The following is a 25,550-nucleotide window of genomic DNA, read 5'->3' as shown; positions in this document are numbered from 1 at the left end:
TCTGTATTTGGGGCTGGGTTTGCCTACCTTTGGCTGATGGGATGCGGGGCAACAAGGTCAGGACCAACTACGAACTAACCCCCCCGCCCAGGGGATCGCCTTCCCACGTTTCCGTTCCGGCGCGCGCCCGGCATCTTCGATGCTATTCGGGCGCAAGGGGGCGCGCGGGGTGTGGGTGGGGGCGGCTGGCCGGAGGTTGGTGACAGTCGGCGAGATCGGTTGAGCGGGGGGCGAGAACGTCGATTGGGGGCTTGGGAACAAATTGGATGCTGGTGCTCGGAACCGTCGCGGCGCAACCCTCACCAGCTCACCAGCTCACCAGCTCACCAGCTCACCAGCTCACCAGCTCACCAGCTGCACCACACCACACCTCCCTCAGCCCGCGCAGCCCAAGCCCACACACCTCACCGGATCAGGTTCATCCGCAGCTTCAGCCGGCTCCGCCGCCCGCTCGGCAGGTGACGGTTCAGCCGCCGGTTCACGGCGCCGAAAAGCCCGATGATCACCAGGGTCAGCAGGATGAAATAGCCCGCCAGGATCGGGTAGGGCACGAAGGGGTTGAAGGTCTTGTCCGCGAAGTAATTCGCGTAATAGAGCGCGTCACCCTTCTGCTGCCAGGCGGGAAAGCCCGAGAAGAAGACCAGCGTGGTGGCGTGGAACAAGAAGATCGCCTCGTTGGTATAGGCGGGCCAGGCCAGCCGCAGCATGGTCGGCCAGACGATCCGCCGGAAGCGCGGCGTGCCCGAGAGCCCGTAGGCATCGGCGGCCTCGAGATCGCCCTTGGGCACCGACAGAAGCGCGCCGTAGAAGATCTCGCCGGAATAGGCGGCGGTGTTCAGGAACAGCACGATCGTCGCCCCGAGCCAGGCCGAGGAGAGCGGATCGAAGAAGGGCGCCACCGGCTTCAGCGCGAGAAAGCTGAAATAGGCGAAGAAGAACTGGATGAAGAGCGGCGAGCCCCGGAAGACAAAGATGAACCACTCCGAGGGCTTGCGGATCAGCGGGTTGGGCGAGGCCTTGCCCACCGCCACGGCGGTGGCGAGGAAGAAGCCCAGGCTCAGCGCCACGATGCCGAAATAGACGTTCCAGATCAGCCCCGAGCCGATCAGCGTGAACTGCTGGCAGAGGGTGAAATCCGTGCGCGGCAGGAGCCGCTCGCCGATGCCGACCGACCGCAGCCCGTAGTCGAGGATGGTGTCGATGCAGCTCATGCCGAGGGGCCTTTCGCGGCGGTGCGGGGATGCGGGTGGATTGCTTCGGAGAGGGGCGGGGTGGCGGGCGTGAGCCGGTAGCCAGCACGGTGCACTTGGCGCGCCACTCCACAGACAGCCCAAGCCGGCCGCACCGCAACCGGGCCCAGCCCCCGAACGCCGATACCAGTCACACCAACCCTCATGCGCCGGCCTTTCTCTGGGCCTCGCCCGCCAGCGTCGCCTGGCCGCGCGTCAGCCGCGCCATGATCCGGTCGAGCACCAGTTCGGAGACCCGGGTGAAGGCCAGGTAGAAAACCAGGAGCGCCAGGAAATACCACATCCGCCAGTCGCCATGGGGATAGTCGGTGAAGCGCGGGGTCTTGGCCGCGCCCAGCTCTCGGGCCCAGTAGACGATGTCCTCGATGCCCAGGAGGAACAGCAAGGGCGTCGCCTTGATCAGCACCATCCAGAGGTTCGACAGCCCGGGCAGCGCATAGACCCACATCTGCGGCACCAGGATGCGCCAGAAGGTCTGCCGCGGCGAGAGCCCGTAGGCCTCGGCGGTCTCGATCTGGGCATGCGGCACAGCGCGCATCGCGCCATAGAGCACATTGGCCGCGAAGGCGCCGAAGACGATGGCGAAGGTCAGCACCGCGACGAAGAAGCCGTAGGTCTCGTGCACCCATTGCGGCGAGGTCGAGAGCGGCAGCTTGGCCTCGGCGCAGACGATGAAATCCGAGCCCTGGCGGATCGGCTCGTCCCAGTCGGGGCATTTCACCTGGTGGCGCAGCCATTCGAAGGCCTGGTCGAGCGCGATGACAAAGAACAGGAAGAAGGCGATGTCCGGCACGCCGCGCACCACGGCGATATAGCCGCGCCCGAACCAGGACAGCGGCCAGATCCGCGAGCGCGCCGCCGTGGCCCCGCCGAAGCCGAACAGGAGCGCCGTCGGCGCGGTGATCGCCAGGAGCAGAAGCACCGTCCCGACCGAGATATACAGCGAGATGTGCTTGCCCGTGGTCAGGTAGCACATGAGCCAGCTGAGGCCCTCGAGCACGCTCGGATCGGCGCAGGTCGGCATGACGTCTTCGGCTCGCTTGCGGGGGATGGAGAAAACGGATCCGGGCGGGGCGGCGCGCGGCCACTCCCCGCCCGGAGGATGCTGTCAGCGGATCAGAACTTCGGGCTGTCCGCGCCGAGCCACTTCACGATCAGCTCGTTCAGCGTGCCGTCGTCCTTCATCGACTGGATCGCCGCGTCGAAGGTCTCGCGCATCTCGGGATCGCTCTCGCGGAAGGCCATGCCGATGCCGCCGCCGAGCGGGATGTCCTCGCCCACGAAGCTCATGTTGGCGTTTTCCTCGACCAGCGGGATCAGGAAGTCCTTGTCGGCCATGACCGCATCGGCCTCGCCCGACATGACCGCGGCGATGGTCTCGTCCGGGGAGGGGAACTCGAGCAGGGTCGCGCCCGATTCGGCGATATGCGCGGCCTGGATGGTGCCGGTCTGCGCGGCCACGACGCCGCCTTCGATGTCGGCATCCTCCGAAAGCGCGGCAAAGGCCGAGGGCGAGGGCGGGGTGTAGTTCTGGGTGAAGTCCACCACCTCGTCACGCTCGGGCGTGATCGACATGCCGGCGATGATCGCGTCGTAGTTGCCCGACACGAGGTTGGGGATGATCGAATCCCAGTCGTTGGTCACCCACTCGCAGGTCATCTCGGCGCGGGCGCAAAGCTCGTCGCCCAGTTCGCGCTCGAAGCCCGCGACCGCGCCGTTGTCGTCGAGGAAGTTGTACGGAGGGTAGGCGCCCTCGGTGCCGAGCCGCACGACCGAATGGCTGGCCGCAAAGGCCGTGGCGGCCGAAAGGGTAAGCACCGCGGTGCCCAGAAGAAGCGATTTCATTGCTGTATCTCCCTGATGTTCAGCGATGGGTCAGTCCTGCATGGTGGAGCTCAGAAAGCCCCGCAGCCTCTCGGATTTGGGCGCGCCGAAAAGCGCGTCCGGGGGGCCTTCTTCTTCGATGAGCCCCTGATGAAGGAACACGACGTGGTCGGACACGTCACGTGCCATTTTCATGTCATGCGTCACGATCAGCATGGTCCGCCCCTCGGCGGCAAGGTCGCGGATCACCCGCACCACCTCCTGTTCGAGCTCGGGATCGAGCGCCGATGTCGGCTCGTCGAACAGAAGCGCCTCGGGTTCCATGCAGAGCGCCCGGGCGATGGCCGCGCGCTGCTGCTGGCCGCCCGAGAGCTGGGCGGGGTAGGCCTCGGTCTTGTCGCCGATGCCGACCTTCTCGAGGTAGCCGCGGGCGGCGGCCTCGACCTCGGCGCGGGGGCGGCCGAGCACGGTCAGCGGCGCCTCCATGACGTTCTGCAGGATGGTCATATGGGACCAGAGATTGAACTGCTGGAAGACCATCGAAAGATTGGTGCGGATGCGCAGCACCTGCCGGTTGTCGGCGGGCCGGCGGTTGTGGCCGCCGCCGCGCCAGCGCACCGGCTCGTCCTTGAAGAGGATCTCGCCCTCCTGGCTGTCCTCGAGCAGGTTGGCGCAGCGCAAAAGCGTCGACTTGCCGGAGCCCGAGGAGCCGATCAGCGACACGACATCGCCGCGGCGCGCCTCGATGTCGACGCCCTTGAGCACTTCCAGCGCGCCATAGGCCTTGTGCAGGTTGCGGATCGCGATGACGGGCGGCTGTTCGGTCACGGGGCTCTACGGGTCCTCGGCTGCGTCGGGTTGGCGCCGAAGATGGCTGAAACTGCCAAGGCTTTGCAACGCGAAAGCCGCGCCCCGGGCACTCCGGGGTGCGGTTGACCCAAGGTCAGGCGGCTTTTGCGCCCTTCAGCCGGTGCGCGCGGCCTCGGCGCGCTGCCGGGCGCGGGCGCTGTCGGGGTCGCTGATGCCCAGGAGATTCGCGACCATCCGCAGGAGCGAATCCTCCTCGGCGTCGCGTTTGCCGTCGGCCAGCACCACCGACCAGAGCGCCTCGACGACCTGGATACGGTGCTCGTAGGGCACCGCGTCCTTGATCGCGCGGGTGAAGCGCACTGTGTCCGGGGCCTCGGCCTCGAGCGCCTCGGCATCGGCGCGCAGCGCGCCCGCGGCCTCGGGGTCGAGCCCGTAGCGGGTGGCGAGGATGCGGTCGATCCGCTGCGCCTCGTCGGCGTCGAAATGGCCATCGGCGCGGGCGACGCGGACGAGAAGCGCCGAGAGCGCCAGCCGGGCGTCGCCGTCATCGAGCGGGGCGGGGTCTGGGCGGACCAGGCGGGAGAGGAAATCGCTGAACATGGGGCGAAGATAATCGCTTGGCGCGCGGATGCCAGCCCGGGTCACAGAGGCGCGCGCGATCAGAGGCTATGCGTCGGCACCGCCTCGAGCCCGAAGCGGGCGCTGAGGGTGCGCAGGACCGCCGGCGAGCCCGCGGGATGGCGGCTCAGCTCCTCGGTCATGCAATCGGCCAGGAGCCGGCGCTCGCCCTCGGGCACATGGGCGACGATCAGCTGCGAGAGCCGCTCGCCCGAAGAGACCGCGGCGGCCACCGCCTCGCAGGCGGCGCGCATCTCCGAGGCCTCGCGGCGGGTCAGGTCGAAGCGGCGCGCGAAGATCGTGTCGAGCTCGGGCCCCTTCAGCATGTCGCGCGGCAGGCTCTTGCGCGCGGCATCCACCGCCAGCGCGCCCAGCGCAAGCGGGGTGTCGGCGGGGTCGAGCCACGCCGCGTGAGGGGCATTCAGCCAGAGGACCAGGCGCTTCGACATCGGTTCTCCCGCAGGGCTGCGGTGGCGGTTGAGCAACATTGACCACGCGCCGCCGATGGGGCGGCACGTCACTCGGCACCCAATCGAGCGTGGCGAAGCGCAGGGCGCTTGTCTACGGGAAATGCGAATATGTTCGCCCGTGGAGCGGGTGCCCGCTGTGTTCGGGCAGGGCGGGGCGCTTCGGGGGGCTTGGGCCGGGGTGGCCGCGCCGGAGGGCGGGTGCCTTGCGGGGCGCTGCGGGCATGTGCCGGGGGCTGCTGCCTCGGCAGGTGCGCGCATTGCGGGGGCTTCCGGGGGGCTTGGGCAGGGAGCGAGCGCCCCGAAAGCCGCGCGCCTCGCAGCCCCCCCGGTCAGCCCGCCTGGGTCTCGATCAGCCCTGTGATCTCCGCCGCCGCCTCGGCCAGGCCGTAGGGCGGGTTCACCACGAACATCCCCGAGCCGACCATGGCATGCCCCGGACGCGCCGGAGGAAAACCCACCTCGGAGAGAAGCGCCTCGGGGAAGGCGCGCCGCAGCGCCCCGGTCATCTCGACGTGCCGGGCGTCGCGCAGGATCGGATACCAGAGCGCCAGGATGCCCACGTTCCAGGCCTTGGCGAGCCGGGTGAAATGCCGCGGGACAGCGGCGTAATCGGCCTTCACCTCGTAGGAGGGATCGCAGAGCAGGAGCCCCCGGCGCGGGGTCGGCGGGGCGAGGCTCTGGGCCAGCTCGAAGCCGTCCTGCTGGTAGACGCGCCCACGCCGGACGGCGCGGGTCAGCGCCGCGTGTTCGCCGGGGTGCAGCTCGGCCAGGTGCAGGCTGTCGCCGGGGCGCAAGAGCTCCTCGGCGATCAAGGGCGAGCCCGGGTAGGCCCGGGCCCCGTGGCGGGCGCGCACGGCGGCGAGCGCCCGGGCCAGCGCATGGCCCTCGGGCAGCGCCAGCCGGTCGACGCCCGCGGCGGCCTCGCCGGTCTTCCGCGCCTCGGCGCTGTCGAGATCGTAGAGCCCGCGCCCGGCATGGGTCTCGATGTAGCTCAGCGGTTTGTCCTTCCGCGTGAGGTAGTCGAGCATCGCGGCCAGAAGCCCGTGCTTGTGCAGGTCGGCCAGGTTCCCGGCGTGATAGGCGTGTTGATAAGACAGCATGGCCCGCGCCTTAGCGGCTTGTCGCAGGCTTGCCCAGAGCCATGTCAGCGCGTGCTCTCGGCGATCCAGTCGAGGAAGGCGGGCGCGCCCCGGCTGGCCTCGAAGGCCCAGAGCGCCGGCAGGTCGTAGGGATGCTCGCGCTCGATCAGTCGGGCGAGATCGTCATAGGCGGCCTCGGTGGTCTTGAAGAGCAGCCGCCACTCCGGGGCCTCCTCGACGCTGCCCTGCCAGAGGAAACAGGCGGAGATCTTCTCGAGGTGCACGCAGGCGGCCAGGCGCGCCTCGACGGCCTTGCGCGCCAGCGCCCGGGCGGCGGCCTCGTCGTCGAGCGTGGTGAGAACGGCAAGCGCGGTCATGCTGGGGGCTCCTTCGCTGGGGGTGGTGCGGGGCGAAGGGTAGCGCGGGGTGGCGCGCGGGGACATGGGGCGTGGTTTTCCCCCTTGGATGCAACTAAGGATTGTATTAAAAGATTGTATTTTTCGCAGTTTTTGGGAGGCTGAGTTGCATAGCGAATTGGAAAAACAGCTTAAGATGAATATCGAAAAGCTAAAGGACGATGATCTTGTGACCCATCGATACCCTGGTCTTTCGGTAAAGTCAGTCCTGGAAATTCACTACCTGATTGCCGACTTTTTTTATAGCAAGGGTGACGGCATTGGTGGCGCCGGCACAAAAAGCATGAGCCTGCTCCAAAGTGCAGTTGACCGGCAGTATGTGTCATCTGGGAGGGAGTGGAAATGGCGTAGTAGCTATGAAGTTGCCGCTACTATAATGTTTGGAGTGATACGCAACCATCCCTTTCATGATGCAAATAAGCGGACTTCGCTAATTAGTGCTGCGAATATCATGCTGCAAGACAACGTGGCTTTGACCGCATCTGAAAGTAGTCTTGTCAGGTTCACGGAAAAAGTCGCCTCGCATGAGTTAGTCACGTTCCGGCGATTTAAAGAAATGAAGAAAAAAGGATACCCGGACCCCGAAGTCAGGTTTATTGCTTGGTATCTGCGACGCAACTCGAGGAAGCTTACCCGTACATCTCACTCAATCACATTCAGAGAGCTGGCTACTACCTTGGCGAGGTATGGTTACGAGATGAAGGATCCGCATGGAAATACCATTGACGTGTACTTCTCGGGGTCGGACGGGTCCACAAAGCATAACCCTTTTAATTTTGGAGTCGGCGACCGTGTTTGTAACTTGGGGTACCCCGGTGCAAGCAAGCAAGTCGCCAAGAGTGATCTAAAAAGGCTTAGAGATACTCTTGGCTTGATCCCGAAATTTGGAATCGACTCGGCAGCGTTCTTCCAAGACGCAGACCCAATTACAAATCTAATCAGTTCCTACGAAGGAGTGTTGCGGAAGCTCGCTGATCTATAGCTCAAACCAACCGCGACACATCCTTCGCCGCCCGCACAAAGTCCTTGAACAGCGGATGCGGGTCAAAGGGTTTCGACTTCAGCTCGGGGTGGAACTGCACGCCGATGAACCAAGGGTGGTCGGACCATTCGACGATCTCGGGCAGCTTGCCGTCGGGCGACATGCCCGAGAAGCAGAGGCCCGCCTTCTCCAGCGCCTCGCGGTACTGGATGTCGACCTCGTAGCGGTGGCGGTGGCGCTCGTCGATGGTGGAGGTGCCATAGACCTCGGCCACCCGGCTGCCCTCCTTGAGCACCGCGTCATAGGCGCCGAGGCGCATGGTGCCGCCCTTGTCGTCGTCGGGCCGCCGGTTGACCTTCTCGTTGCCCTGCACCCACTCCTTGAGGTGGTAGACCACCGGCTCGAAGCGCTTCTTGCCGGCCTCGTGGTCGAACTCCTCGGAGCCTGCGCGGCTGACGCCGGCGGCGTTGCGGGCCGCCTCGATCACCGCCATCTGCATGCCGAGGCAGATGCCGAGGTAGGGCACCTTGTGCTCGCGCGCGAATTGCGCGGCCTTGATCTTGCCTTCCGTGCCGCGCTCGCCGAAGCCGCCGGGCACCAGGATCGCGTGGAAGCCCGAGAGATGCGGCGCGGGGTCCTCGCGCTCGAAGATCTCCGCGTCGACCCAGTCGACATTGACCTTCACCCGGTTCGACAGCCCGCCGTGGGTCAGCGCCTCGGCGATGGACTTATAGGCGTCCTCGAGCTGGGTGTATTTGCCGACGATGGCGACATTCACCTCGCCTTCGGGATGGGCGATGCGGTCGGCCACATCCTCCCAGACGGTGAGGTTGGGCTTCGGCGCGGGCGTGATCTGGAAGGCGTCCAGCACCGCCTGGTCGAGCCCTTCGCGGTGATAGGCCAGCGGCGCCTGGTAGATCGACTTCAGGTCCTGCGCGGCGATCACGCTGTCGGGGCGCACGTTGCAGAAGAGCGCCAGCTTCTCGCGTTCCTTCTGCGGGATCGGCCCCTCGGAGCGGCAGACCAGGATGTCCGGCGCCAGCCCGATGGAGCGCAGCTCCTTCACCGAGTGCTGCGTCGGCTTGGTCTTCAGCTCGCCCGAGGCCTTGATCCAGGGCAGCAGCGTCAGATGCATGAAGATGCACTGGCCGCGCGGCTTCTCCTGGGCGAACTGGCGGATCGCCTCGAAGAAGGGCAGCCCCTCGATGTCGCCGACCGTGCCGCCGATCTCGCAGAGCATGAAGTCCACCTCGTCCTCGCCGATCGAGATGAAATCCTTGATCTCGTTGGTGACGTGGGGAATGACCTGGATGGTCTTGCCGAGATAGTCGCCGCGGCGCTCCTTCTCCAGCACGTTGGTGTAGATCCGCCCCGAGGAGATCGAATCGGTCATCCGCGCCGGCACCCCGGTGAAGCGTTCGTAATGCCCGAGGTCGAGGTCGGTTTCGGCGCCGTCGTCGGTCACGAAGACCTCGCCGTGCTCGAAGGGCGACATCGTGCCCGGGTCGACGTTCAGGTAGGGATCAAGCTTCCTGAGCCGCACCGAATAGCCGCGCGCCTGGAGAAGCGCCCCGAGTGCCGCCGACGCCAGGCCCTTGCCCAGCGAGGAAACCACACCACCAGTGATGAAAATGAAGCGCGCCATATGCCGCTTACCCCCGCGATTTGCCCCAATTCTCGAGCGATGAGAGGCGCATTTTCGCCCCACCCGCGGCCCGCTCGGACCGCAGCATCACGGGATTTAGATGGTATGAGATTCGCGCCCGTAACACAAGACGACCGCAAGATGCTGTTGCGGCCCGATGGGCGCCCTCAATGTTTGGTGCGGTGACCTCCGCTCATTCCGCCTGGGGAATGAGCGGTCCGTCGCCGGCCTCGCCGCCCGCGGAGGGCGGCGGCAGGAGCCCGTCGGTATCGAGCCCGGGCGCAGCACCGTCCTCGGTGCCGGCCTCGGAGGCCGGGGCGCCCGGCGTCAGCCGGTCGAGCACCGATCCCGTGGCGCTGTTGCGCGCGGCCAGGATCGTCAGCGTCAGCGAAGTGGCGATGAAGGCCGCCGCAAGGACCCAGGTCAGCTTGCCGAGCGCCGTGCCGGCGGACCGCGCCGACATGGCGCCGCCGCCGCCGCCCGATCCCATGCCGAGACCGCCGCCCTCCGAGCGCTGCAGCAGCACGACGCCGATCAGCGCCAGCGCGAGAAGAAGGTGCACGATGAGGATGACGTTCTGCATGCCGGTTCCGCTTTCGCCTGAATGACGGGGCGGAGATAGGCCATTCCCGTCACGCCCGCAACCCGCGCTCTTCGGTTGTGGCCCCGCCCCGGTGCGAATGTGCCGGACGGCGCCCCCAGGAGATCCGTTCCCAGAGCCTTTCGTGCAGCACATAGGTGACCAGCGCCACCGCGCTCGAGGTCACCGCGATGGCGCCGCCCTGGCTCAGCGAGCCGGTGAAGAGGTAGCCGAGCCCGGTCATCGTGCAGATGCCAAGCGCCTGCCAGCAGATCGCCTTCGCGAGGGTGCGGATCGGGGTGTCCAAGGGGGCCTCCTGTTGTTGTCACTGTCTCTTTCGCAACAGGGCTAGCCGAGGGGCGGGGCGCCGACCATTCCGGCTCTTGTTGACGGAAAGCGTCATTTGGTAACTATTCTGGACAATGAGTGACAAGATCGACAAACGCGCCCGGGCCGAGCTCTTCCGCCAGCGCCTGCGCGAGGCCATGCGGGTCAAGGGCAGCAACCTCTCGGCGCTCGCGCGCGAGACGGGCGTGACCCGCTCCACCGTCTCCCAGCTTCTGGGCGAGGGCGCGGCCCGGCTGCCCAACGCCCAGCTCGCCGCCGAGGCCGCCCGGGCGCTCGGCGTCTCGACCGACTGGCTTCTGGGGCTGACCGACCGGCCCGAGCGCCCCGGCGACGTGGTGGCCGCCGCCATGCAGATGACCGAGGCCGCGCGCAGCCCCTCGGACGACCAGCTCATCGGCTGGGCGCGCGAGGCGGCGGGCTACAAGATCCGCCATGTGCCGGCCATGCTGCCCGACCTTCTGAAGACCGAGGCGGTGATGCGCTGGGAATACGGCGCCTTCCTGGGCAAGACCCCCGACCAGGCGATCAGCGCCATGCGCGACCGGATGCGGCTTCTGCGCGACGGCGGCTCGGACTACGAGATCGCGGTGCCGATCTACGAGCTCGAGAGTATGGCCGCGGGCGAGGGTTATTACCGCAGCCTCTCGCGCGCCGACCGGGCCGAGCAGATCGCCCAGATCGCCGAGACCTGCGAGGAGCTCTACCCGCGGCTGCGGCTGTTCCTCTTCGACGCCGCCCGGGTCTTCAGCGCGCCGATCACCGTCTTCGGGCCGCTGGTCGGGGTGATCTACGTCGGGCGGGTCTATATCGCCTTCCGCGAATCCCGGCGGATCACCTCGCTGATCGATCATTTCGACTGGCTGGTGCGCGAGGCCGAGGTCGATGCCCGCGAGGCGCCGGGCTACATCCGCGGGCTGACGCGGTTCCTCGACCGGGTCTGAGGGGCAGGGGGCTTCTGTCCTGAGAGGGCGCGCGTGGCGGCGCCTCGTGCCACCCCTAGTGCGCGCGCCCGGCGCCGCCTCGCACTGCCCGGGGCGTCCGCGCACCGAACGGCCTCCCCACCCATCCAAAGCGCCCCCGCGCATTTCCCGGTTTCACCGCCGCGCGGCTCTCGTTAAGAGAGGCGCGGTCAAAACTGACTGGACAAGGGGTCGATATGGCAAACGTGGTGGTCGTGGGCGCCCAGTGGGGCGACGAAGGCAAGGGCAAGATCGTCGATTGGCTGAGCGAGCGCGCCGATGTGATCGCGCGCTTCCAGGGCGGGCACAACGCCGGCCATACGCTGGTCATCGGCTCCGAGGTCTACAAGCTGCACGCGCTGCCCTCGGGCGTGGTGCGCGGCGGCAAGCTCTCGGTGATCGGCAACGGCGTGGTCCTCGACCCCTGGCACCTGGTCAAGGAAATCGAGACGATCCGCGCCCAGGGGGTCGAGATCACCCCCGAGACGCTGATGGTCGCCGAGAACACGCCGCTGATCCTGCCGCTGCACGGCGAGCTCGACCGCGCCCGCGAGAAGGCGGCGAACCCCGGCGCAAAGATCGGCACCACCGGCCGCGGCATCGGCCCGGCCTACGAGGACAAGGTCGGCCGCCGCTCGGTGCGGGTTGCCGACCTGGGCGACCGGGCCACGCTCGAGGCCCGCGTCGACCGCGCGCTGACCCATCACAACGCGCTGCGCCGCGGGCTCGGCATCGCGCCGATCGACCGCGACCGGCTGGTCGCCGAGCTCGAGGAGATCGCGCCGCAGATCCTGCCCTTCGCGGCGCCGGTCTGGAAGGTGCTGAACGAAAAGCGCAAGGCGGGCCGCCGGATCCTCTTCGAGGGCGCCCAGGGCGCGCTTCTCGACATCGACTTCGGCACCTATCCCTTCGTCACCTCCTCCAACGTGATCGCGGGCCAGGCGGCCACCGGCGTGGGCCTCGGCCCCTCGGCCATCGACTACACGCTGGGCATCGTGAAGGCCTATACCACCCGCGTCGGCGAGGGCCCCTTCCCGACCGAGCTGCAGGACGCCGACGGCCAGCGGCTGGGTGAGCGCGGCCATGAGTTCGGCACCACCACCGGGCGGCAGCGCCGCTGCGGCTGGTTCGACGCCTGCCTGGTCAAGCAGACCTGCGCCACCTCCGGCGTGAACGGCATCGCGCTGACCAAGCTCGACGTGCTCGACGGCTTCGAGACGCCGAAGATCTGCACCGGCTACGAGCTCGACGGCACCCGGCTCGACTACCTGCCGACCGCCGCCGACCAGCAGGCGCGCTGCACCCCGATCTACGAGGAACTGCCCGGCTGGTCGCAATCGACCGAGGGCGCGCGGAGCTGGGCCGACCTGCCCGCCGAGGCGATCAAATACGTCCGCCGGGTCGAGGAATTGATCGAATGCCCGGTGGCGCTACTTTCCACCTCGCCCGAGCGTGACGACACGATCCTCGTCACCGATCCTTTCGCGGACTGAGAACTGGACAGCCGATGCCGAGCCACAAGACCAAGAAGCGCCTTGCGATCCTGATCCTCGTGGTCGGCCTGCCGGTCTACGCGGTGGTGGCCTCCTCGGTGATGACCTGGCTCGACCGTCCGCCGATCCTGCTGGAGCTCCTGATCTACGCCGCCCTCGGCGTGATCTGGGCGCTGCCCTTCCGCTGGGTGTTCCTCGGCGTCGGCCAGCCCGACCCCGAGGCCCCGCGCGAAGACCAGGGCTAGGCGCCCGGGCCGCGCGCCCGGCACTAATCATCACGGACACACCCGCGCCGCCCCCTCGGGACGGCGCGCTTCCCCACAGCTTCACCTTGGCCAACCCTCGGGACGGCGTGCCGCGCCCCGGCTTCACCTTGGCCAACCCTCGGGACAGCGCGCCGGCCCCCTGGCTTCAGCTTGGCCAAAATACCTCGGGAGCGCGAGGGCAGCGCCCTCGCATCACCCTCACCCGACCGCCAAGCCGCCCAACCGCTTCAGAAAAAGCTCTGCGGGTCGATGTCCACCGCCAGCCGCAGGTCGCCCTTCAGCCGGAACTGCCCGACCCAGTCGGCGACCGCCGCCTGAAGCGCGCTGCCCTTGGGCGCCTTGACCAGGAGCCGCACCCGGTGGCGGCCGCGCACCCGGGCGATGGGGGCGGGGGCCGGCCCGAAGACCTCGGCGCCGATGCGGCGCAGGGCGCCGGCGTTGCGGGCCAGCGCATTGCCGAGGTCGAAGACCTTCTGCACGTCCTCGGAGGACAGGATGATTCCTGCCATGCGGCCATAGGGCGGCACGCCCGCGGCCTCGCGTTCGCGGGCCTCGGCGCGCCAGAAGCCCTCTTCGTCACCCGAGAGGATCGCCCGGATCACCGGGTGTTCGGGCTGGTAGGTCTGCAGCACCGCGACGCCCGGCTTCTCGGCCCGACCCGCCCGGCCCGCGACCTGGCGCATGAGCTGGAAGGTGCGCTCTGCGGCGCGCAGGTCCGAGCCCTGCAGCCCGAGGTCGGCGTCGATCACGCCCACCAGCGTCAGAAGCGGGAAGTTGTGGCCCTTGGCGACAAGCTGGGTGCCGACGATGATGTCGGCGCCGCCCTCGGCGATGCCCGCGATCTCGGCCTTGAGCGCCCTTGCGGTGGTGAACATGTCCGAGGAGAGCACCGCCACCCGCGCCTCGGGAAAGCGCGCGCGGGCCTCTTCGGCCAGCCGTTCGACCCCGGGGCCCACGGCGGCGAGCTTGCCCTCGACCTCGCAGGAGGGGCAGACCTCGGGGCGGGGCTCGGTCTCGCCGCATTGGTGGCAGACCAGGCGCTTGAGGAAGCGATGCTCCACCATGCGCGCGTCGCAGTGCTTGCAGCCGATCATATGCCCGCAGGCGCGGCAGATGGTGACCGGCGCGTAGCCGCGGCGGTTGAGGAAGAGAAGCGCCTGTTCTCCGGCGGTGATGCGCCGTTCGACGCCGCGCGCCAGGGGCTCCGAGATCCAGCGGTCGGCGGGCAGGTCCTCGCCGCGCATGTCGAGGCTCTTCATCTCGGGCAGGGCGGCGGTGCCGAAGCGCGAGGTCAGCGTCAGCCGCTCGTATTTGCCCGCTTCCGCATTGGCCCAGCTTTCGAGCGAGGGCGTCGCCGAGGCCAGCACCACCCGCGCCTCGGCCAGGGAGGCGCGCAGCACGGCCATGTCGCGGGCGTTGTAGAGCGCGCCTTCCTCCTGCTTGTAGGAGGTGTCGTGTTCCTCGTCGACGACCACCAGCCCGAGGTCGCGGAAGGGCAGAAAGAGCGCCGAGCGCGCGCCGACCACGAGCTGCGCGCCGTTCTCGGCGACCATGTGCCAGACCCGCCGCCGCTCGGTCGCGGTCACGCCCGAGTGCCATTCCGCCGGGCGCGCGCCGAAGCGCGCCTCGACGCGGGTCAGGAACTCCGCCGAAAGCGCGATCTCGGGCAGCAGCACCAGCGCCTGGCGGCCCTGGCGCAGACATTCGGCGACGGCCTCGAGGTAGACCTCGGTCTTGCCCGAGCCGGTCACGCCTTTCAGAAGCGTCGTGCCATAGGCGCGGTTCGTAAGCCCCCGGGCGAGGTGGCGGGCAGCCTCGGCCTGGTCCTCGGCCAGGGGTTTGCCGGGCAGCGCGGGATCGAGCCGGGGGAAAGGCGTGTCGCGGGGGCTTTCCTCCTCGAGGACGGCGCCCTGTTTGACCAGACCCTTGACCACCGAGCTGGTGACGCCCGCCGTGGCGCTCAGCTCCGAGAGGGTCAGCGCCAGGCCGCCCATCTCCTCGAGCGCGGCCAGCACCCGGGTGCGCGCCTCGGTCATGCGGTCGGGTTGGCCCGTGCCCCGGCGGTAGACCTTGCGCTTGCCGGGCGGCTGGCCGAGCCCCGGCGCGCGGGTCGCGAGCCGCAGCATGACCGGCATGGGCGTCAGGGTGTAAGCCCCTGCCTTCTCGAGGAAACTCTGCATCTCGGCGCGCATGTCCGGCACGTCGAGCGGCGGGCCCGCGGGGCGCAGACGGGCGCGGTCGATCGCGCCTTCGCCGGGCCCCCAGACCACCCCCATGACCCGGCGCGGGCCAAGCGGCACCTCGATGAAGGCGCCGAGGCCCACCCCGCCTTCGGGCGCGAGATAGTCCAGCGCGCCGCCCAGGGGCTGGGTGGTCAGCACCGCGATACGGGCGCCTTCGGGGAAGAATGAGGGGTGGTCGGCCATAATTTCAGGTTTTGCCTTTGCCGGGCCTGAGGTAAAGGCTCGGGCAGAGAAGGCCAAGCATCCCGAGGAGCGCGCCCATGAAATTCTTTGTCGACACCGCCGATATCGACGCCATCCGTGAATTGAACGACCTGGGGATGGTCGACGGGGTGACCACCAACCCCTCGCTGATCCTGAAGTCGGGCCGGGACATCTTCGAGGTCACCAAGGAAATCTGCGACCTGGTGCCCGGGCCGGTCTCGGCCGAGGTCATCGCGCTCGAGGCCGACGAGATGATCGCCGAGGGCCGCAAGCTCGCCGGCATCGCCGAGAACATCGCCGTGAAGGTGCCGCTGACCTGGGACGGTCTGAAGGCCTGCAAGGTGCTCTCCGACGAGGGCCGCATGGTCAATGTGACGCTGTGTTTCTCGGCCAACCAGGCGCTGCTGGCGGCCAAGGCCGGCGCGACCTTCATCTCGCCCTTCGTGGGCCGGCTCGACGACATCAACCTCGACGGGCTCGAGCTGATCTCGGACATCCGCGAGATCTACGACAACTACGGCTACGAGACGCAGATCCTGGCGGCCTCGATCCGCTCGGCGAACCACATCTCCGAATGCGCCAAGATCGGTGCCGACGTGGTGACCGCGCCGCCGGCGGTGATCTCGGCCATGGCCAAGCACGTGCTGACCGACAAGGGGCTCGATGCCTTCGTGGCCGACGCCAAGAAGGCGGGAATCAAGATCGTGTAAGCGGTTTGCCCGGGGGTGCCCACCGCCCTCGGGGAACGGCGCCGGTCCTTCGGGGCCGGGGCCCGGGTGCCGCCCTGCGCGCCGCGCGCCATCCGCCGGGCGGGGCTGCATCCGACGACAAAGGCCCGGGGCCGTTATGGCACCCGGGCCTTTTGCTGTTTTTGGGAGGGCTTGGGGGGCTCGGGGCGTTGTGCGGGGTGGTTTTGCGAGCAGTCACCAGTCACCAGTCACCAGTCACCAGTCACCAGTCACCAGTCACCAGTCACCAGTCACCGGCCACACCTGTCGCTCGTGACTGACCGCTTCCGACTCAAGCTCCGGGCCCGTGGCCACTAAATCGCAGCCGCAGCCTCAGCCCGCGGCGCGCTTCGAGGGTTTGAAGCCGATGCCCTGGGTCGCGGTGAAGCGCCCGCCTTCGAGCCGTTCGATCTTGCCCTCGCGCAGGAGCACGCCGAAGCTGCGCAGCCGGTCCTCGCGCGAGCTCTCGGTTGCCTCGACCTCGCGCACCTTGCCCATGAGCTGCGGGCGCGAGAAGGCGGGGCGCTCTTCGACGAAGGCCATATAGGCGGCGGCAGCCTCGAGCAGTTCCGAAAGCTCGGTCGCGCCGACCTGGCGGGCGTAATCGCCGAAGCTCATGTCCGCCGCGGCGGCGGGGGCGGCGACCTCCTCGCGGGCGACCCGGCGAGGCCGGATGGCGCGGGGGCGGGCGGTCGCCTCGTCGACGCGCTGTTCGGCCACCAGCTTCAGCGGCGCGGGGCGGCCGGGCGTCGGGCGGGCCGGGGCCTCGGCGGCGGTGCGCTCGGCCACGGGACGGCGCGGGCGCACGACGGATTTCAGGTCCTCGCGGTAGGGTTCGGTCTTCTCGGCCTCGTCGTCCTGGCGGCCGAGCAGCCGGTCGGCGCGGGTCGCTGCGACGGCGGCGCGCAGGTGCTGGATCGCCGAGCGGCGGTCGCGCGAGGCGGGTTCTTCCATCTCGCGGTCGGTCTCGTCCATCAGGCGGTCGACGCCCGAGCCCTGGTCGTCGAGCCGGCCTTCGTTGAACATCGCGCGCGCCGGGGAGGCGAGTTTCACCGCGCGGCGCACCTCCTGTTCGCCGCCCTGGGCGGCGTCGTCGTCACCGTCGAGCGCGGGCTGCGGCGCGGAGGTCATCTCCTGGCGCTCGGCGGCGGCGGGGGATTCGGCCTCGTCCGCGCCGAAGGCCGCGTCGAGCTCGCGGGCGAAATCCTCGTCGTCCTCGAGGTCCTCGGCGGCATGATCGGCGGTCAGGCGGAAGGGGTCGGCGGGCTTGGTCTCGGCGGTGTCGTCTTCGTCCGCGTCGTCGGCCTCGTCCTGCGGGAGGCTGCCGAGGCCCAGTTCCTCGGCCTCGAAGGCGGCCAGCTCGCGGGCGAGGTCGGCTTCGTCCTCGGCCGAGAGCGTGCTTTCGGATGCATAGGGCGCAACGGAGCTCATGGCACCGGGGGCGTCTTCCTCGACCTCCTCGAAGTCGCCCGAGGCGAGCGCCCGGTCGAAATCGGCGCGCTTCATCTTCATGATGCGCAGGCCCGAGCGCTGCGGGGCGGGGGTGTCGGTGTCGGCGTGGTCCGCAGCATCAGCGGTGTCGATCGCAACCTCGACGGCCTCGTCCTCAGCGGCCTGCTCGTCGCGGGCCTCGGTGGCGTCGGTCTCTTCGTCGGCAGCCTCGGCATCAGCCGTATCAGCCTCATCCGCAGCTTCAGCGTCGTCCTCTGCGGCCTCATCCAGTTCCGCCGCGAGCTCCGCCGCGTCCTCGGCGGCCTCGTCCAGCTCGGCCACGCCTTCCGCGTCACCGTCCTCGGCGGGGTAGCCTTCGGCGGTCTCCTCCTCGGCGGCGCTGCCCATGCTGCCCGCGACGAGGCCCGCGATGGTGTCCTCGAGCGCGTCGTGCTCGGGCGCCTCGCCGATCCGGCGGCTGCTGGCAGCCACCTCGGCTTCGGCGCGGTCGGCGGCCTCGGCGGCGGCGAGACGGGCGGCCATGCGGGCGTTGCCATAGGCGGTCTCGTCGGCGTCCTCGGGGTCGATCTCGCCGGTCTCGGGCGCGGGGGTGGCGGGCACGGCGGGCGTCGCGGATTGCGGCGCCTCGGCGTCGTCCTCGTCCTCGGTTTCGAGGAAGGGCACGCCGCTGCCCATCATCTCTTCGGAATGGGCGTCCTCGATCAGGTCCTCGGTCAGCGCGGGGCTGTCCTCGGCAGGCGCCTTGGAGGTCACCACGGCGCGGATGCGCGCGAGCTTGGCCGCGACGCTGGCCTCTGGGGCGACGGTGAAGGGCGCGGGCGCGCGGTCGGTGGCGAGGTCCTCGGCCAGACCCTCGGCGGCGGCTTCGGCGGCCTCTTCGGGGGTGTCGGTCTTGGGTTCTTCGGAAGTTGCATCAGGTGCTTCGGCTGTCGCGGCCTCGGCGGTTGGAGCCGCAGCGGCAGGCGCCGGGCTCTCTTCGGTCGCCGGCGCCGGGGCCTCTGCCGCAGCGGCGGCTTCCGCGCGGGCGGCGGCCTCGGCGGCGCGGGCCTCGGCCTCGAGCCGGGCCTCCACGGCGGCGGCCAGGGCGCCTTCCTCGGGGGCACGGGTGGTGTCGTCGGGCTGCGCCTCGGAGGCCGCCTCAGGCGCCTTCGCGGGTGCGTCGGACTGCGCCTCGCCTTCACCCTGCGCCGCGGCTGCCGCCGCGCCGGGCTGCGCCAGGCTCGGACGCAGCACCACGCCGCCATCCTGTTCGAACCGCGCCTCGACCCGGCGGGCGATCTCGCGCTCGGCGATCCGGGCCAGCATCTCGGCGTCGGGGGTCGGCGGCTCGGCGCCGAAGTAGCGGTCGTCCTGGGCCAGGTCGCGGAAATACTCCGCGATTGCCTTCATCGTGTCGAAGGAATCGTCGAAGCCCTCGAGCGTGCAGGAAAAGGTCCCGTACGACACCGTGAGGATTTTGCTCGAACTCACCATGGCTACTCACTTTCAGTCTGTCCGCAACAAACTGTTTAGCACGCGGACCGGGACCAAAGCTGACCGAATCTGCGTCCACCAACGTATCATTTCGTGTCTGGATTGTGATCTATTCCCTAAAATGAGATGAATTCGCCATGATTGACGCGATTGTTCACAGCGCATCCCCCGTGCTGCTGGTCGGGGGCGGGGAGCTGGACAAAGACGCGCTCCGGGCGGAATTGTCCCGCTTTGACAATGTGGTGGCCGCCGACGGCGGAGCCGACGCGGTGCTGGCGGCGGGCGGCAGACCCGATGCGCTGATCGGCGACCTGGACTCCGTCTCCGAGGCCGCGCGGGCGGCGCTGCCCGCCGAGGCCGTGCACGAGATCGCCGAACAGGACAGCACAGATTTCGACAAATGCCTGCGCAACATCGCGGCGCCGCTGGTCGTCGCCATGGGATTCCTGGGCGCGCGGGTCGACCACCAGCTCGCGGCCTTCACGGTGCTGGCGCAGCGGGCCGAGCGGCCCTGCCTGCTGATCGGCGCCCATGACGCAGTGGCGCTTTGCCCGCCCGAGCTGAAGATCGGCCTGCCGCGCGACACGCGGGTCTCGCTCTGGCCCCTGGCCGAGGTGACGGGCCGCTCCGACGGGCTGCACTGGCCGATCGCGGGGATGCGCTTTGCGCCGCATGCCACCATCGGGACCTCGAACCGCGCCGAGGGGCCGATCCGGCTGCGCATGGACGCGCCGGGGATGCTGATCCTTCTGCCCGCGCGCTTTGCCGGCGCGCTGGCCCAGGCGCTTATGGCGGCGCCGCGCTGGGGGTCGTGAGCCGCCGAGCCACCTGCCGCTCGCGCCAAATCACATAGAGCCCCGCGACGCAGATCAGCCCGATCCCGAGGCTCGCCTGCGGGCCCGGCAGATCGCCGAAGATCACCAGCCCGAAGAAAGTCGCCACCGGGATCTCGATGTATTGCATCGGCGCGAGCGTCGCGGCCGGGGCGAAGCGCAGCGACCAGGTCATCAGCAGATGCGCCAGCGTGCCCAGCACTCCCATGGCGGCCAGAAGCATCAGCGTGCCGCCCTCGGGCGCGGGCCAGTCGGTGCCGAAGGCCAGAAGCGGCAGCAGGAGCGCCAGCGCCATCCAGCCGTTCATCGCCTGCAGCGCCAGCGCGCCGACCTCGCGGGCGATCATCCGGGTGACCAGCATGAACCCCGCGAAGAAGACCGCGACGCCCAGGGGCAGAAGCGCCGGCAGGCCGACGCTGTCGAAGGCGGGCTCGAGCACCAGGAGCGTGCCGGCGAAGCCCACGAGACAGGCGCCGAGGCGGCGGGCGCCGACCTCCTCGTTCAGGAACAGCCAGCCCAGGAGCAGAAGCAGGAAGGGCATGACGAAGGCGATGGAAATCGCATCGGCCAGCGGCAGGAAGCGCAGCGCGGTGAACATGCAGCCGATGCCGCCGATGTGCAGAACGGTCCGGGCAAGCGCGATGCGCCAGACCCGGGCGGGCGCGCGCCGCATGGCCGAGAGGCTCACCGGCGTCAGGATGACCGCCTGGAAACCGAAGCGCACGATCAAGAGCAGAAGCAGCGGCACATGGGGCCCGAGCAGCTTCGCCAGGCTGTCGCCGAGCGGCGCCAGCACGCAGAAGCCCGCCATCAGGGCGATGCCGAGGATCGGCCGGTCGGAAGGGGGCGGGGCGCTCATGGCGGCGAGCCTGTGCCGCGGCGCGCGGAATGTCGAGGCGGCTTCGCGCGCTTATGGCGGCGCAACGAAAAAGGCCGCCCGGGCGGGCGGCCTTTGATGTCCTGCAGGCAGGGCCTGGATCAGGCGAGGGCGAGGTTGGTCGCGCTCTCGCGGCCGTCGCGGCCGGATTCGACGTCGAAGGTCACCTTCTGGTCGTCACGCAGGCCGGTGAGGCCAGCGCGCTCGACGGCGGAGATGTGCACGAAGATGTCCTTGCCACCGGATTCCGGTGCGATAAAGCCGTAGCCTTTGGTGGTGTTGAACCACTTAACGGTGCCTTGAGCCATTGGGGTCGTCCTTGATGTTTCCGCTGCCCGCGGGAGTGCGGCAGCCCGGCAAAGTCACGTCTGGATCGATAGACCTGAGTGCCGAAGTCGGAAAACAGCAGGGGTCGAAAGAGAAGATCGTCAGCAGCGACGCCTATGACAGGAAAAGATGCATCGGGCAATAGGATTCGCGATGTGTCGGCGGGATGGGCTGCACAATTTCTTAACCTTGTGGGCGCAGGGTGCGGGGATGCGAGACCTTGCCGCACATTCAGCGCGTAACGCGCCTGCTGCCTCCGGGGCGCCTTACGCTTCGGCTGCGCTGGTCGGCGCCGCGCCGGCCATGTGCGGGGCCTCCGACGTGGCCGCTGCCTGCGCTGGCTCCGCCGCGCCAGTTGCCCGGGCCGCGCCCGACCCGGGCTTCGTGCATCCGCATCTCGCGGGCCGGACGGAGTTCTTCACCCTCGCCGTCGCCCACCGCGGCAGCGCGCTTCTGACCGAGGAGGTGGCCTTGCTGCGCGCCGCCCTGCGCGAGGTGCTGCGCCGAAGGCCCTTCCATATCGACGCCTTCGTGGTCCTGCCCGACCACCTGCACGCGCTCTGGACGCTGCCCGAGGCCGACGACAACGCCTCCGAACGCTGGGGCAACCTCAAGGCGCATTTCTCCCGCGCGCTGCGCCGGGCCGGCCGGGCGCCCGAGCCGCCGCCGGGGCGGCTTTCCGCCAAGGCGCGGCGACGCGGAGAGATCGGCATCTGGACCAAGGGCTTCAGCCGCCACCGCGTGGGCGACCGCGCAGAATACGAGGCGCTGCGCCGCGCCTGCTGGTGCGACCCGGTGAAACACGGGCTGGTCGCCCGGGCCGAGGACTGGCCTTTCTCCTCGCTGCACCGCGACCGGCGGATGGGGGAGATGGGGGAGGTGTGACGCGCCAGCTTTCGCGGGGCAGGCAGGTAGCACGGAGGCGGCGCGAGAACCCGGGCCCGGCACCTAACGGTGGGTGAGCCCGAAGGGATAAGTTGCAGACGGTGAGGTCCGGCTGCCTCTGCCTTGAGATAGACCCAGTGCGTCATTCTCAGTGGGCGTTGGCCCGTCGGTCTCGATGAGGGCGACCGTTGGCCCGGAGGCGGGCTTGGGCCGCCGCCCCCAAACGACACCGGGCGCGCAGGTCTCCCCGCGCGCCCGGCGTGATGTTGTCGCTCTAGCAGGCCCGGCCCGTCTTGCTCCGGTCAACCCGACCGGCAGGCCCAGCCCTGGGCTTCGCCCTCAGCGCGAGAACTTCTTGTGCTTGATCCGCTTCGGCTCCACCGCGTCGGGACCGAGGCGGCGCTTCTTGTCCTCCTCGTAGTCCTCGAAGTTGCCCTCGAACCACTCCACATGCGCCTCGCCCTCGAAGGCCAGGATATGCGTGCAGATCCGGTCGAGGAAGAAGCGGTCGTGCGAGATCACCACCGCGCAGCCGGCAAACTCGGTCAGCGCATCCTCGAGCGCGCGCAGCGTCTCGACGTCCAAATCGTTGGTCGGCTCGTCGAGCAGCAGCACGTTGCCGCCCGACTTCAGGAGCCGCGCCATGTGCACGCGGTTGCGTTCGCCGCCCGACAGCTGGCCCACGACCTTCTGCTGGTCGCCGCCCTTGAAGTTGAAGGCGCCGCAATACTTGCGCGAGTTGACCTCGGCATCGCCCAGCTTGATGACCTCGGCCCCGCCCGAGATCGCCTCCCAGACGGTGTCGGTCGGCGTCAGGTCGTCGCGGGTCTGGTCGACATAGGACAGGTCCACCGTGTCGCCGTAGTCGATCGCGCCCTCGTCGGGCTGCTCCTGGCCGGTCAGCATCTTGAAGAGCGTCGACTTGCCGGCGCCGTTTGGGCCGATCACGCCGACGATGCCGCCCGGCGGCAGCGAGAAGGACAGATCCTCGATCAAGAGCTTGTCGCCCATGGCCTTCTTCAGGTTGTCGACCTCGATCACCTTGGAGCCCAGGCGCGGGCCGTTCGGAATGATGATCTGGGCCTTGCCGACGCGCTCGCGCTCGGACTGGCTGGCGAGCTTCTCGTAGGCCTGGATCCGCGCCTTGGACTTGGCCTGCCGGGCCTTCTGGCCCTGCCGCATCCATTCCAGCTCGCGCGACAGCGTGCGCTGCTTGGCCTTGTCCTCGCGGGCCTCCTGTTCGAGCCGCTTGGCCTTCTGCTCGAGCCAGGCCGAGTAGTTGCCCTCGTAGGGGATGCCGCGGCCGCGGTCGAGCTCGAGGATCCAGCCGGTGATCGAGTCGAGGAAGTAGCGGTCGTGGGTCACGATCAGGATCGTGCCCTTGTAGTCGATCAGGTGCTGCTGGAGCCAGCCGATGGTCTCGGCGTCGAGGTGGTTGGTCGGCTCGTCGAGCAGCAGCATGTCGGGCGCTTCGAGCAGCAGCTTGCAGAGCGCCACCCGGCGCTTCTCGCCGCCCGAGAGGGTCTCGACGCTGGCCTCGTCCGCCGGGCAGCGCAGCGCCTCCATGGCGACGTCGATCTGGCTGTCGAGATCCCAGAGGTTCTCGCCGTCGATCTCGTCCTGGAGTGCGGCCATCTCCTCGGCGGTCTCGTCGGAATAGTTCATCGCCAGCTCGTTGAAGCGGTCGAGCTTGGCCTTCTTGGCGGCGACGCCCAGCATGACGTTGCCGCGCACGTCGAGCTCGGGGTCGAGCTCGGGTTCCTGCGGCAGGTAGCCGACGCGGGCGCCCTCGGCCGCCCAGGCCTCGCCCTGGAACTCCTTGTCGAGGCCGGCCATGATCTTCAGGAGCGTCGATTTACCGGCGCCGTTGACGCCGACGACGCCGATCTTCACGCCCGGCAGGAAGTTCAGGCGGATGTTCTCGAAACAGGTCTTCCCGCCCGGATAGGTCTTCGAGACCCCATCCATGTGGTAGACGTATTGGTAGGATGCCATGGAGCGCGTGCCCTCTTGCCTGTGTGAGACTGGGTTGCGCGCCTCTTTAGGGGATTTGCGCGGCCACTAAAAGGGCGCGTTCGGCGGCTTGTGGAGGGGGCGCGGATGGAACGGCTGAAGGACATGATCGACCGCCATGCCCAGCCCGGGCGGGTGGTCTGGATCGGGCTCAGGCCCGAGCGGCGCATGGAGATCGTGCCGCGCGAGGCCGCGCTTCTGGGCGTCTCGGGGCTCGAGGGCGACCACGCGCGGCCCGGCAAGCGGGCGCTGACGCTCTTCCAGGCCGAGCACCTGGCGGCGGTGGCCTCCTACCTCGGCCGCGATGCGATCGCCCCGGAGGCCTTGCGGCGCAACCTGCATGTGGCGGGGCTGAACCTGGCCTCGCTGCGTGACCGCGAGATCGCGCTCGGCGAGGCGGTGGTGCGGCTGACCACCATCTGTGCGCCCTGTTCGCGCATGGAGGAGGCCTTCGGTCCCGGCGGCTATGCCGCGATCCGGGGCCATGGCGGCTGGTGCGCCGAGGTGGTGGAGCCGGGCCGCATCGTGCTGGGCGATCCGGTCCGGCCCCTCGGTGATCAGAGCGCGTAGTCCCACTGGGCGGGCACCAGGCGGTAGCCCTCGCCCTCGCGGGCGACATTGGCGAGGCCCGGGAAGCCGATATGCGAGCCCGCGATCATCAGCCGGTCGGCGCTGACCCGGTCGAGGATCGCCTGCCGGGTGCTGACCGCCTGTTCGGGGTCCACGTCGAAGCCGATGGCGACCTCGGGACGGGCCATCTGGATCGGTGCGACATGCACGATGTCGGCCCAGATCAGGAGCGCGTCATCGCCCGAGGTGATCATGTAGCCCGCGTGCCCCGGGGTGTGCCCCGGCAGCGGCACGGCCGAGACGCCGCGGGCGACCTCTTCCTCGCCCTCGAAGGTGGTCAGCCGGTCGGAATAGGCGCCGACGACGTTCTGGGCGAGGGCGGCGAAGCTCTGCACCATCTCCGGCGCACCGGAGAAATTGCCCGCATCGGTCCAGAAGGCGCGGTCGGTCTCGCTGACCACCAGCTCGGCATTGGGGAAGAAGGCCCCGCCGTCCGAAAGCGCGCCCGCCACGTGGTCGGGGTGCAGGTGGGTGGCGAGAAGCTTGGTCACATCGCCCGGCGCCACGCCCGCGGCCTCGAGGTTCTGCGGCATCTTGCCGAGGTCCGGGCCCATGGCATCGGCGGTGCCGGCGTCGACCATGATCACCTCGTCGCCGCTTTCGATCAGGAAGGCGTTGACCGCCGAGGGGAAGGTCGCGGGGTCGCGGAAGGCGGCGCGCATGCGCTCCTCGTATTCCGGCGCCTCGATGCCGATCAGCGCCTCGGGGCCGATGTGCAGCGCCCCGTCGGCGAGCGCGGTCACGGTGATGTCGCCCACGGCGAAGCGCTGGACGGCGGGCACCTGGCCCGCGGGGGCGGCATGGGCGGCGGCCCGGGCGGTCTGTGGCAGGGCGGCGCTGCCGAGGCCCGCCAGCCCGGCGAGCGGCACGGTGGACAGGAAATCGCGGCGTTTCATGGTTCTGTCTCCTCCTTCGGGTGACCCTGGGTCACTTGGGTTGGTGCCGCAGAGGTATCCCGAGCGCGGGCCCGGGCCGGTCACGATCGGGTGATGCCTGTCGCGCGCGATGGAAATTTGGGGGGTGGTGAGGGGGGAGGGCAGGGCGGAGCGGCGTTGATGCAAGAAACGCTTAGCTGGGCCTACCGCCACAAAGCGACCCGCAGCCGCAGTCCTTCACGCTCTCCGCACTCCTCCGCAGCCGTTCCC

Annotated in this window: 25 protein-coding genes; 8 read left to right on the top strand and 17 right to left on the bottom strand. The window is 69.0% G+C overall.

The genetic code is table 11. The features are described 5' to 3' along the window. Positions 1-404: 404 nt before the first annotated feature. The 8 genes from ACX938_RS17090 to cutA form a co-directional block, all read right to left on the bottom strand. Positions 405-1,211: an ABC transporter permease gene (locus ACX938_RS17090; protein ID WP_232753456.1), complete on the bottom strand. Its 807-nt coding sequence runs from the start codon at positions 1,209-1,211 to the stop codon at positions 405-407. Positions 1,212-1,392: 181 nt separating this feature from the next. Next, positions 1,393-2,274 carry an ABC transporter permease gene (locus tag ACX938_RS17085; protein ID WP_459431942.1) on the bottom strand — a complete coding sequence of 294 codons (882 nt, stop codon included), beginning with the start codon at positions 2,272-2,274 and terminating at the stop codon, positions 1,393-1,395. Between the two features lie 92 nt (positions 2,275-2,366). After that, positions 2,367-3,095: a transporter substrate-binding domain-containing protein gene (locus ACX938_RS17080; protein WP_459431941.1), complete on the bottom strand. Its 729-nt coding sequence runs from the start codon at positions 3,093-3,095 to the stop codon at positions 2,367-2,369. A 30-nt stretch (positions 3,096-3,125) separates the two neighbouring features. Next, positions 3,126-3,902, bottom strand: a complete 777-nt coding sequence (locus tag ACX938_RS17075; RefSeq protein ID WP_459431940.1) for an ABC transporter ATP-binding protein — start codon at positions 3,900-3,902, stop codon at positions 3,126-3,128. Positions 3,903-4,037: 135 nt separating this feature from the next. Beyond that, positions 4,038-4,484: a tellurite resistance TerB family protein gene (locus ACX938_RS17070; RefSeq protein ID WP_459431939.1), complete on the bottom strand. Its 447-nt coding sequence runs from the start codon at positions 4,482-4,484 to the stop codon at positions 4,038-4,040. A 59-nt stretch (positions 4,485-4,543) separates the two neighbouring features. Continuing rightward, positions 4,544-4,951, bottom strand: a complete 408-nt coding sequence (locus ACX938_RS17065; RefSeq protein ID WP_232753461.1) for a hypothetical protein — start codon at positions 4,949-4,951, stop codon at positions 4,544-4,546. A gap of 350 nt (positions 4,952-5,301) precedes the next feature. Next, positions 5,302-6,072 (bottom strand): 23S rRNA (adenine(2030)-N(6))-methyltransferase RlmJ, encoded by a 771-nt coding sequence (gene rlmJ, locus ACX938_RS17060; protein ID WP_459431938.1) that lies wholly within the window; start codon positions 6,070-6,072, stop codon positions 5,302-5,304. 44 nt (positions 6,073-6,116) lie between these two features. Further along, positions 6,117-6,428 (bottom strand): divalent-cation tolerance protein CutA, encoded by a 312-nt coding sequence (cutA, locus tag ACX938_RS17055; RefSeq protein WP_459431937.1) that lies wholly within the window; start codon positions 6,426-6,428, stop codon positions 6,117-6,119. Between the two features lie 175 nt (positions 6,429-6,603). Between cutA and ACX938_RS17050 the strand changes: the two genes are divergently transcribed. Beyond that, positions 6,604-7,449: a type II toxin-antitoxin system death-on-curing family toxin gene (locus tag ACX938_RS17050; protein ID WP_459431936.1), complete on the top strand. Its 846-nt coding sequence runs from the start codon at positions 6,604-6,606 to the stop codon at positions 7,447-7,449. A 1-nt stretch (position 7,450) separates the two neighbouring features. Here the strand turns inward: ACX938_RS17050 and ACX938_RS17045 are convergent, their stop codons facing one another. The 3 genes from ACX938_RS17045 to ACX938_RS17035 all read right to left on the bottom strand — a co-directional run bounded on the left by ACX938_RS17045 (position 7,451) and on the right by ACX938_RS17035 (position 9,981). Then, positions 7,451-9,094, bottom strand: coding sequence for a CTP synthase (locus tag ACX938_RS17045; protein WP_232753465.1), 1,644 nt, complete (start codon positions 9,092-9,094; stop codon positions 7,451-7,453). Between the two features lie 193 nt (positions 9,095-9,287). Continuing rightward, a complete protein-coding gene (secG, locus tag ACX938_RS17040; RefSeq protein ID WP_232753466.1) occupies positions 9,288-9,677 on the bottom strand; it encodes a preprotein translocase subunit SecG in 390 nt (129 codons plus the stop codon). Positions 9,678-9,726: 49 nt separating this feature from the next. Further along, on the bottom strand, positions 9,727-9,981 hold the full coding sequence (locus ACX938_RS17035; RefSeq protein ID WP_232753467.1) for a DUF2061 domain-containing protein: 255 nt from the start codon (positions 9,979-9,981) through the stop codon (positions 9,727-9,729). Between the two features lie 115 nt (positions 9,982-10,096). Between ACX938_RS17035 and ACX938_RS17030 the strand changes: the two genes are divergently transcribed. The 3 genes from ACX938_RS17030 (at position 10,097) to ACX938_RS17020 (ending at position 12,719) form a co-directional block, all read left to right on the top strand. Further along, the gene (locus tag ACX938_RS17030; protein ID WP_459431935.1) at positions 10,097-10,963 is read left to right on the top strand and encodes a helix-turn-helix domain-containing protein; all 867 of its coding nucleotides are present in this window, start codon (positions 10,097-10,099) and stop codon (positions 10,961-10,963) included. Between the two features lie 215 nt (positions 10,964-11,178). After that, the gene (locus tag ACX938_RS17025; protein WP_459431934.1) at positions 11,179-12,474 is read left to right on the top strand and encodes an adenylosuccinate synthase; all 1,296 of its coding nucleotides are present in this window, start codon (positions 11,179-11,181) and stop codon (positions 12,472-12,474) included. Positions 12,475-12,488: 14 nt separating this feature from the next. Continuing rightward, positions 12,489-12,719, top strand: a complete 231-nt coding sequence (locus ACX938_RS17020) for a DUF2842 domain-containing protein (RefSeq protein WP_232753470.1) — start codon at positions 12,489-12,491, stop codon at positions 12,717-12,719. Positions 12,720-12,967: 248 nt separating this feature from the next. Here the strand turns inward: ACX938_RS17020 and ACX938_RS17015 are convergent, their stop codons facing one another. Further along, positions 12,968-15,166 (bottom strand): primosomal protein N', encoded by a 2,199-nt coding sequence (locus ACX938_RS17015; protein WP_459431933.1) that lies wholly within the window; start codon positions 15,164-15,166, stop codon positions 12,968-12,970. Positions 15,167-15,243: 77 nt separating this feature from the next. Between ACX938_RS17015 and fsa the strand changes: the two genes are divergently transcribed. Further along, positions 15,244-15,897 (top strand): fructose-6-phosphate aldolase, encoded by a 654-nt coding sequence (gene fsa / locus ACX938_RS17010; RefSeq protein WP_232753472.1) that lies wholly within the window; start codon positions 15,244-15,246, stop codon positions 15,895-15,897. A gap of 351 nt (positions 15,898-16,248) precedes the next feature. Here fsa and ACX938_RS17005 read toward each other — a convergent pair whose 3' ends face one another. Next, complete coding sequence (locus ACX938_RS17005; RefSeq protein ID WP_459431932.1) at positions 16,249-18,840, bottom strand: hypothetical protein; 2,592 nt, start codon at positions 18,838-18,840, stop codon at positions 16,249-16,251. A 137-nt stretch (positions 18,841-18,977) separates the two neighbouring features. On the opposite strand from ACX938_RS17005, the gene ACX938_RS17000 reads away from it, so the two are divergent. Further along, positions 18,978-19,655 (top strand): thiamine diphosphokinase, encoded by a 678-nt coding sequence (locus ACX938_RS17000; RefSeq protein ID WP_459431931.1) that lies wholly within the window; start codon positions 18,978-18,980, stop codon positions 19,653-19,655. Here the strand turns inward: ACX938_RS17000 and ACX938_RS16995 are convergent. Next, positions 19,627-20,532, bottom strand: coding sequence for a DMT family transporter (locus ACX938_RS16995; RefSeq protein WP_459431930.1), 906 nt, complete (start codon positions 20,530-20,532; stop codon positions 19,627-19,629). The genes ACX938_RS17000 and ACX938_RS16995 overlap by 29 nt on opposite strands. A 119-nt stretch (positions 20,533-20,651) precedes the next feature. Then, positions 20,652-20,858, bottom strand: a complete 207-nt coding sequence (locus tag ACX938_RS16990) for a cold-shock protein (protein ID WP_232753476.1) — start codon at positions 20,856-20,858, stop codon at positions 20,652-20,654. Positions 20,859-21,198: 340 nt separating this feature from the next. Here ACX938_RS16990 and ACX938_RS16985 point away from each other — a divergent pair, with 340 nt between their 5' ends. Beyond that, positions 21,199-21,762 (top strand): REP-associated tyrosine transposase, encoded by a 564-nt coding sequence (locus tag ACX938_RS16985; protein WP_459431929.1) that lies wholly within the window; start codon positions 21,199-21,201, stop codon positions 21,760-21,762. 339 nt (positions 21,763-22,101) lie between these two features. On the opposite strand, the gene ettA is transcribed toward ACX938_RS16985, so the two are convergent. Then, the gene (gene ettA, locus ACX938_RS16980) at positions 22,102-23,757 is read right to left on the bottom strand and encodes an energy-dependent translational throttle protein EttA (protein ID WP_232753478.1); all 1,656 of its coding nucleotides are present in this window, start codon (positions 23,755-23,757) and stop codon (positions 22,102-22,104) included. Between the two features lie 105 nt (positions 23,758-23,862). Here ettA and ACX938_RS16975 point away from each other — a divergent pair, with 105 nt between their 5' ends. Continuing rightward, complete coding sequence (locus ACX938_RS16975; protein ID WP_459431928.1) at positions 23,863-24,345, top strand: MOSC domain-containing protein; 483 nt, start codon at positions 23,863-23,865, stop codon at positions 24,343-24,345. Here the strand turns inward: ACX938_RS16975 and ACX938_RS16970 are convergent. After that, positions 24,333-25,301, bottom strand: a complete 969-nt coding sequence (locus ACX938_RS16970; protein WP_459431927.1) for an MBL fold metallo-hydrolase — start codon at positions 25,299-25,301, stop codon at positions 24,333-24,335. The genes ACX938_RS16975 and ACX938_RS16970 overlap by 13 nt on opposite strands. Positions 25,302-25,550 lie beyond the last annotated feature (249 nt).

This window comes from Roseivivax sp. (assembly GCF_054552075.1).
This window is presented reverse-complemented; position numbering and strand designations above follow the sequence as displayed.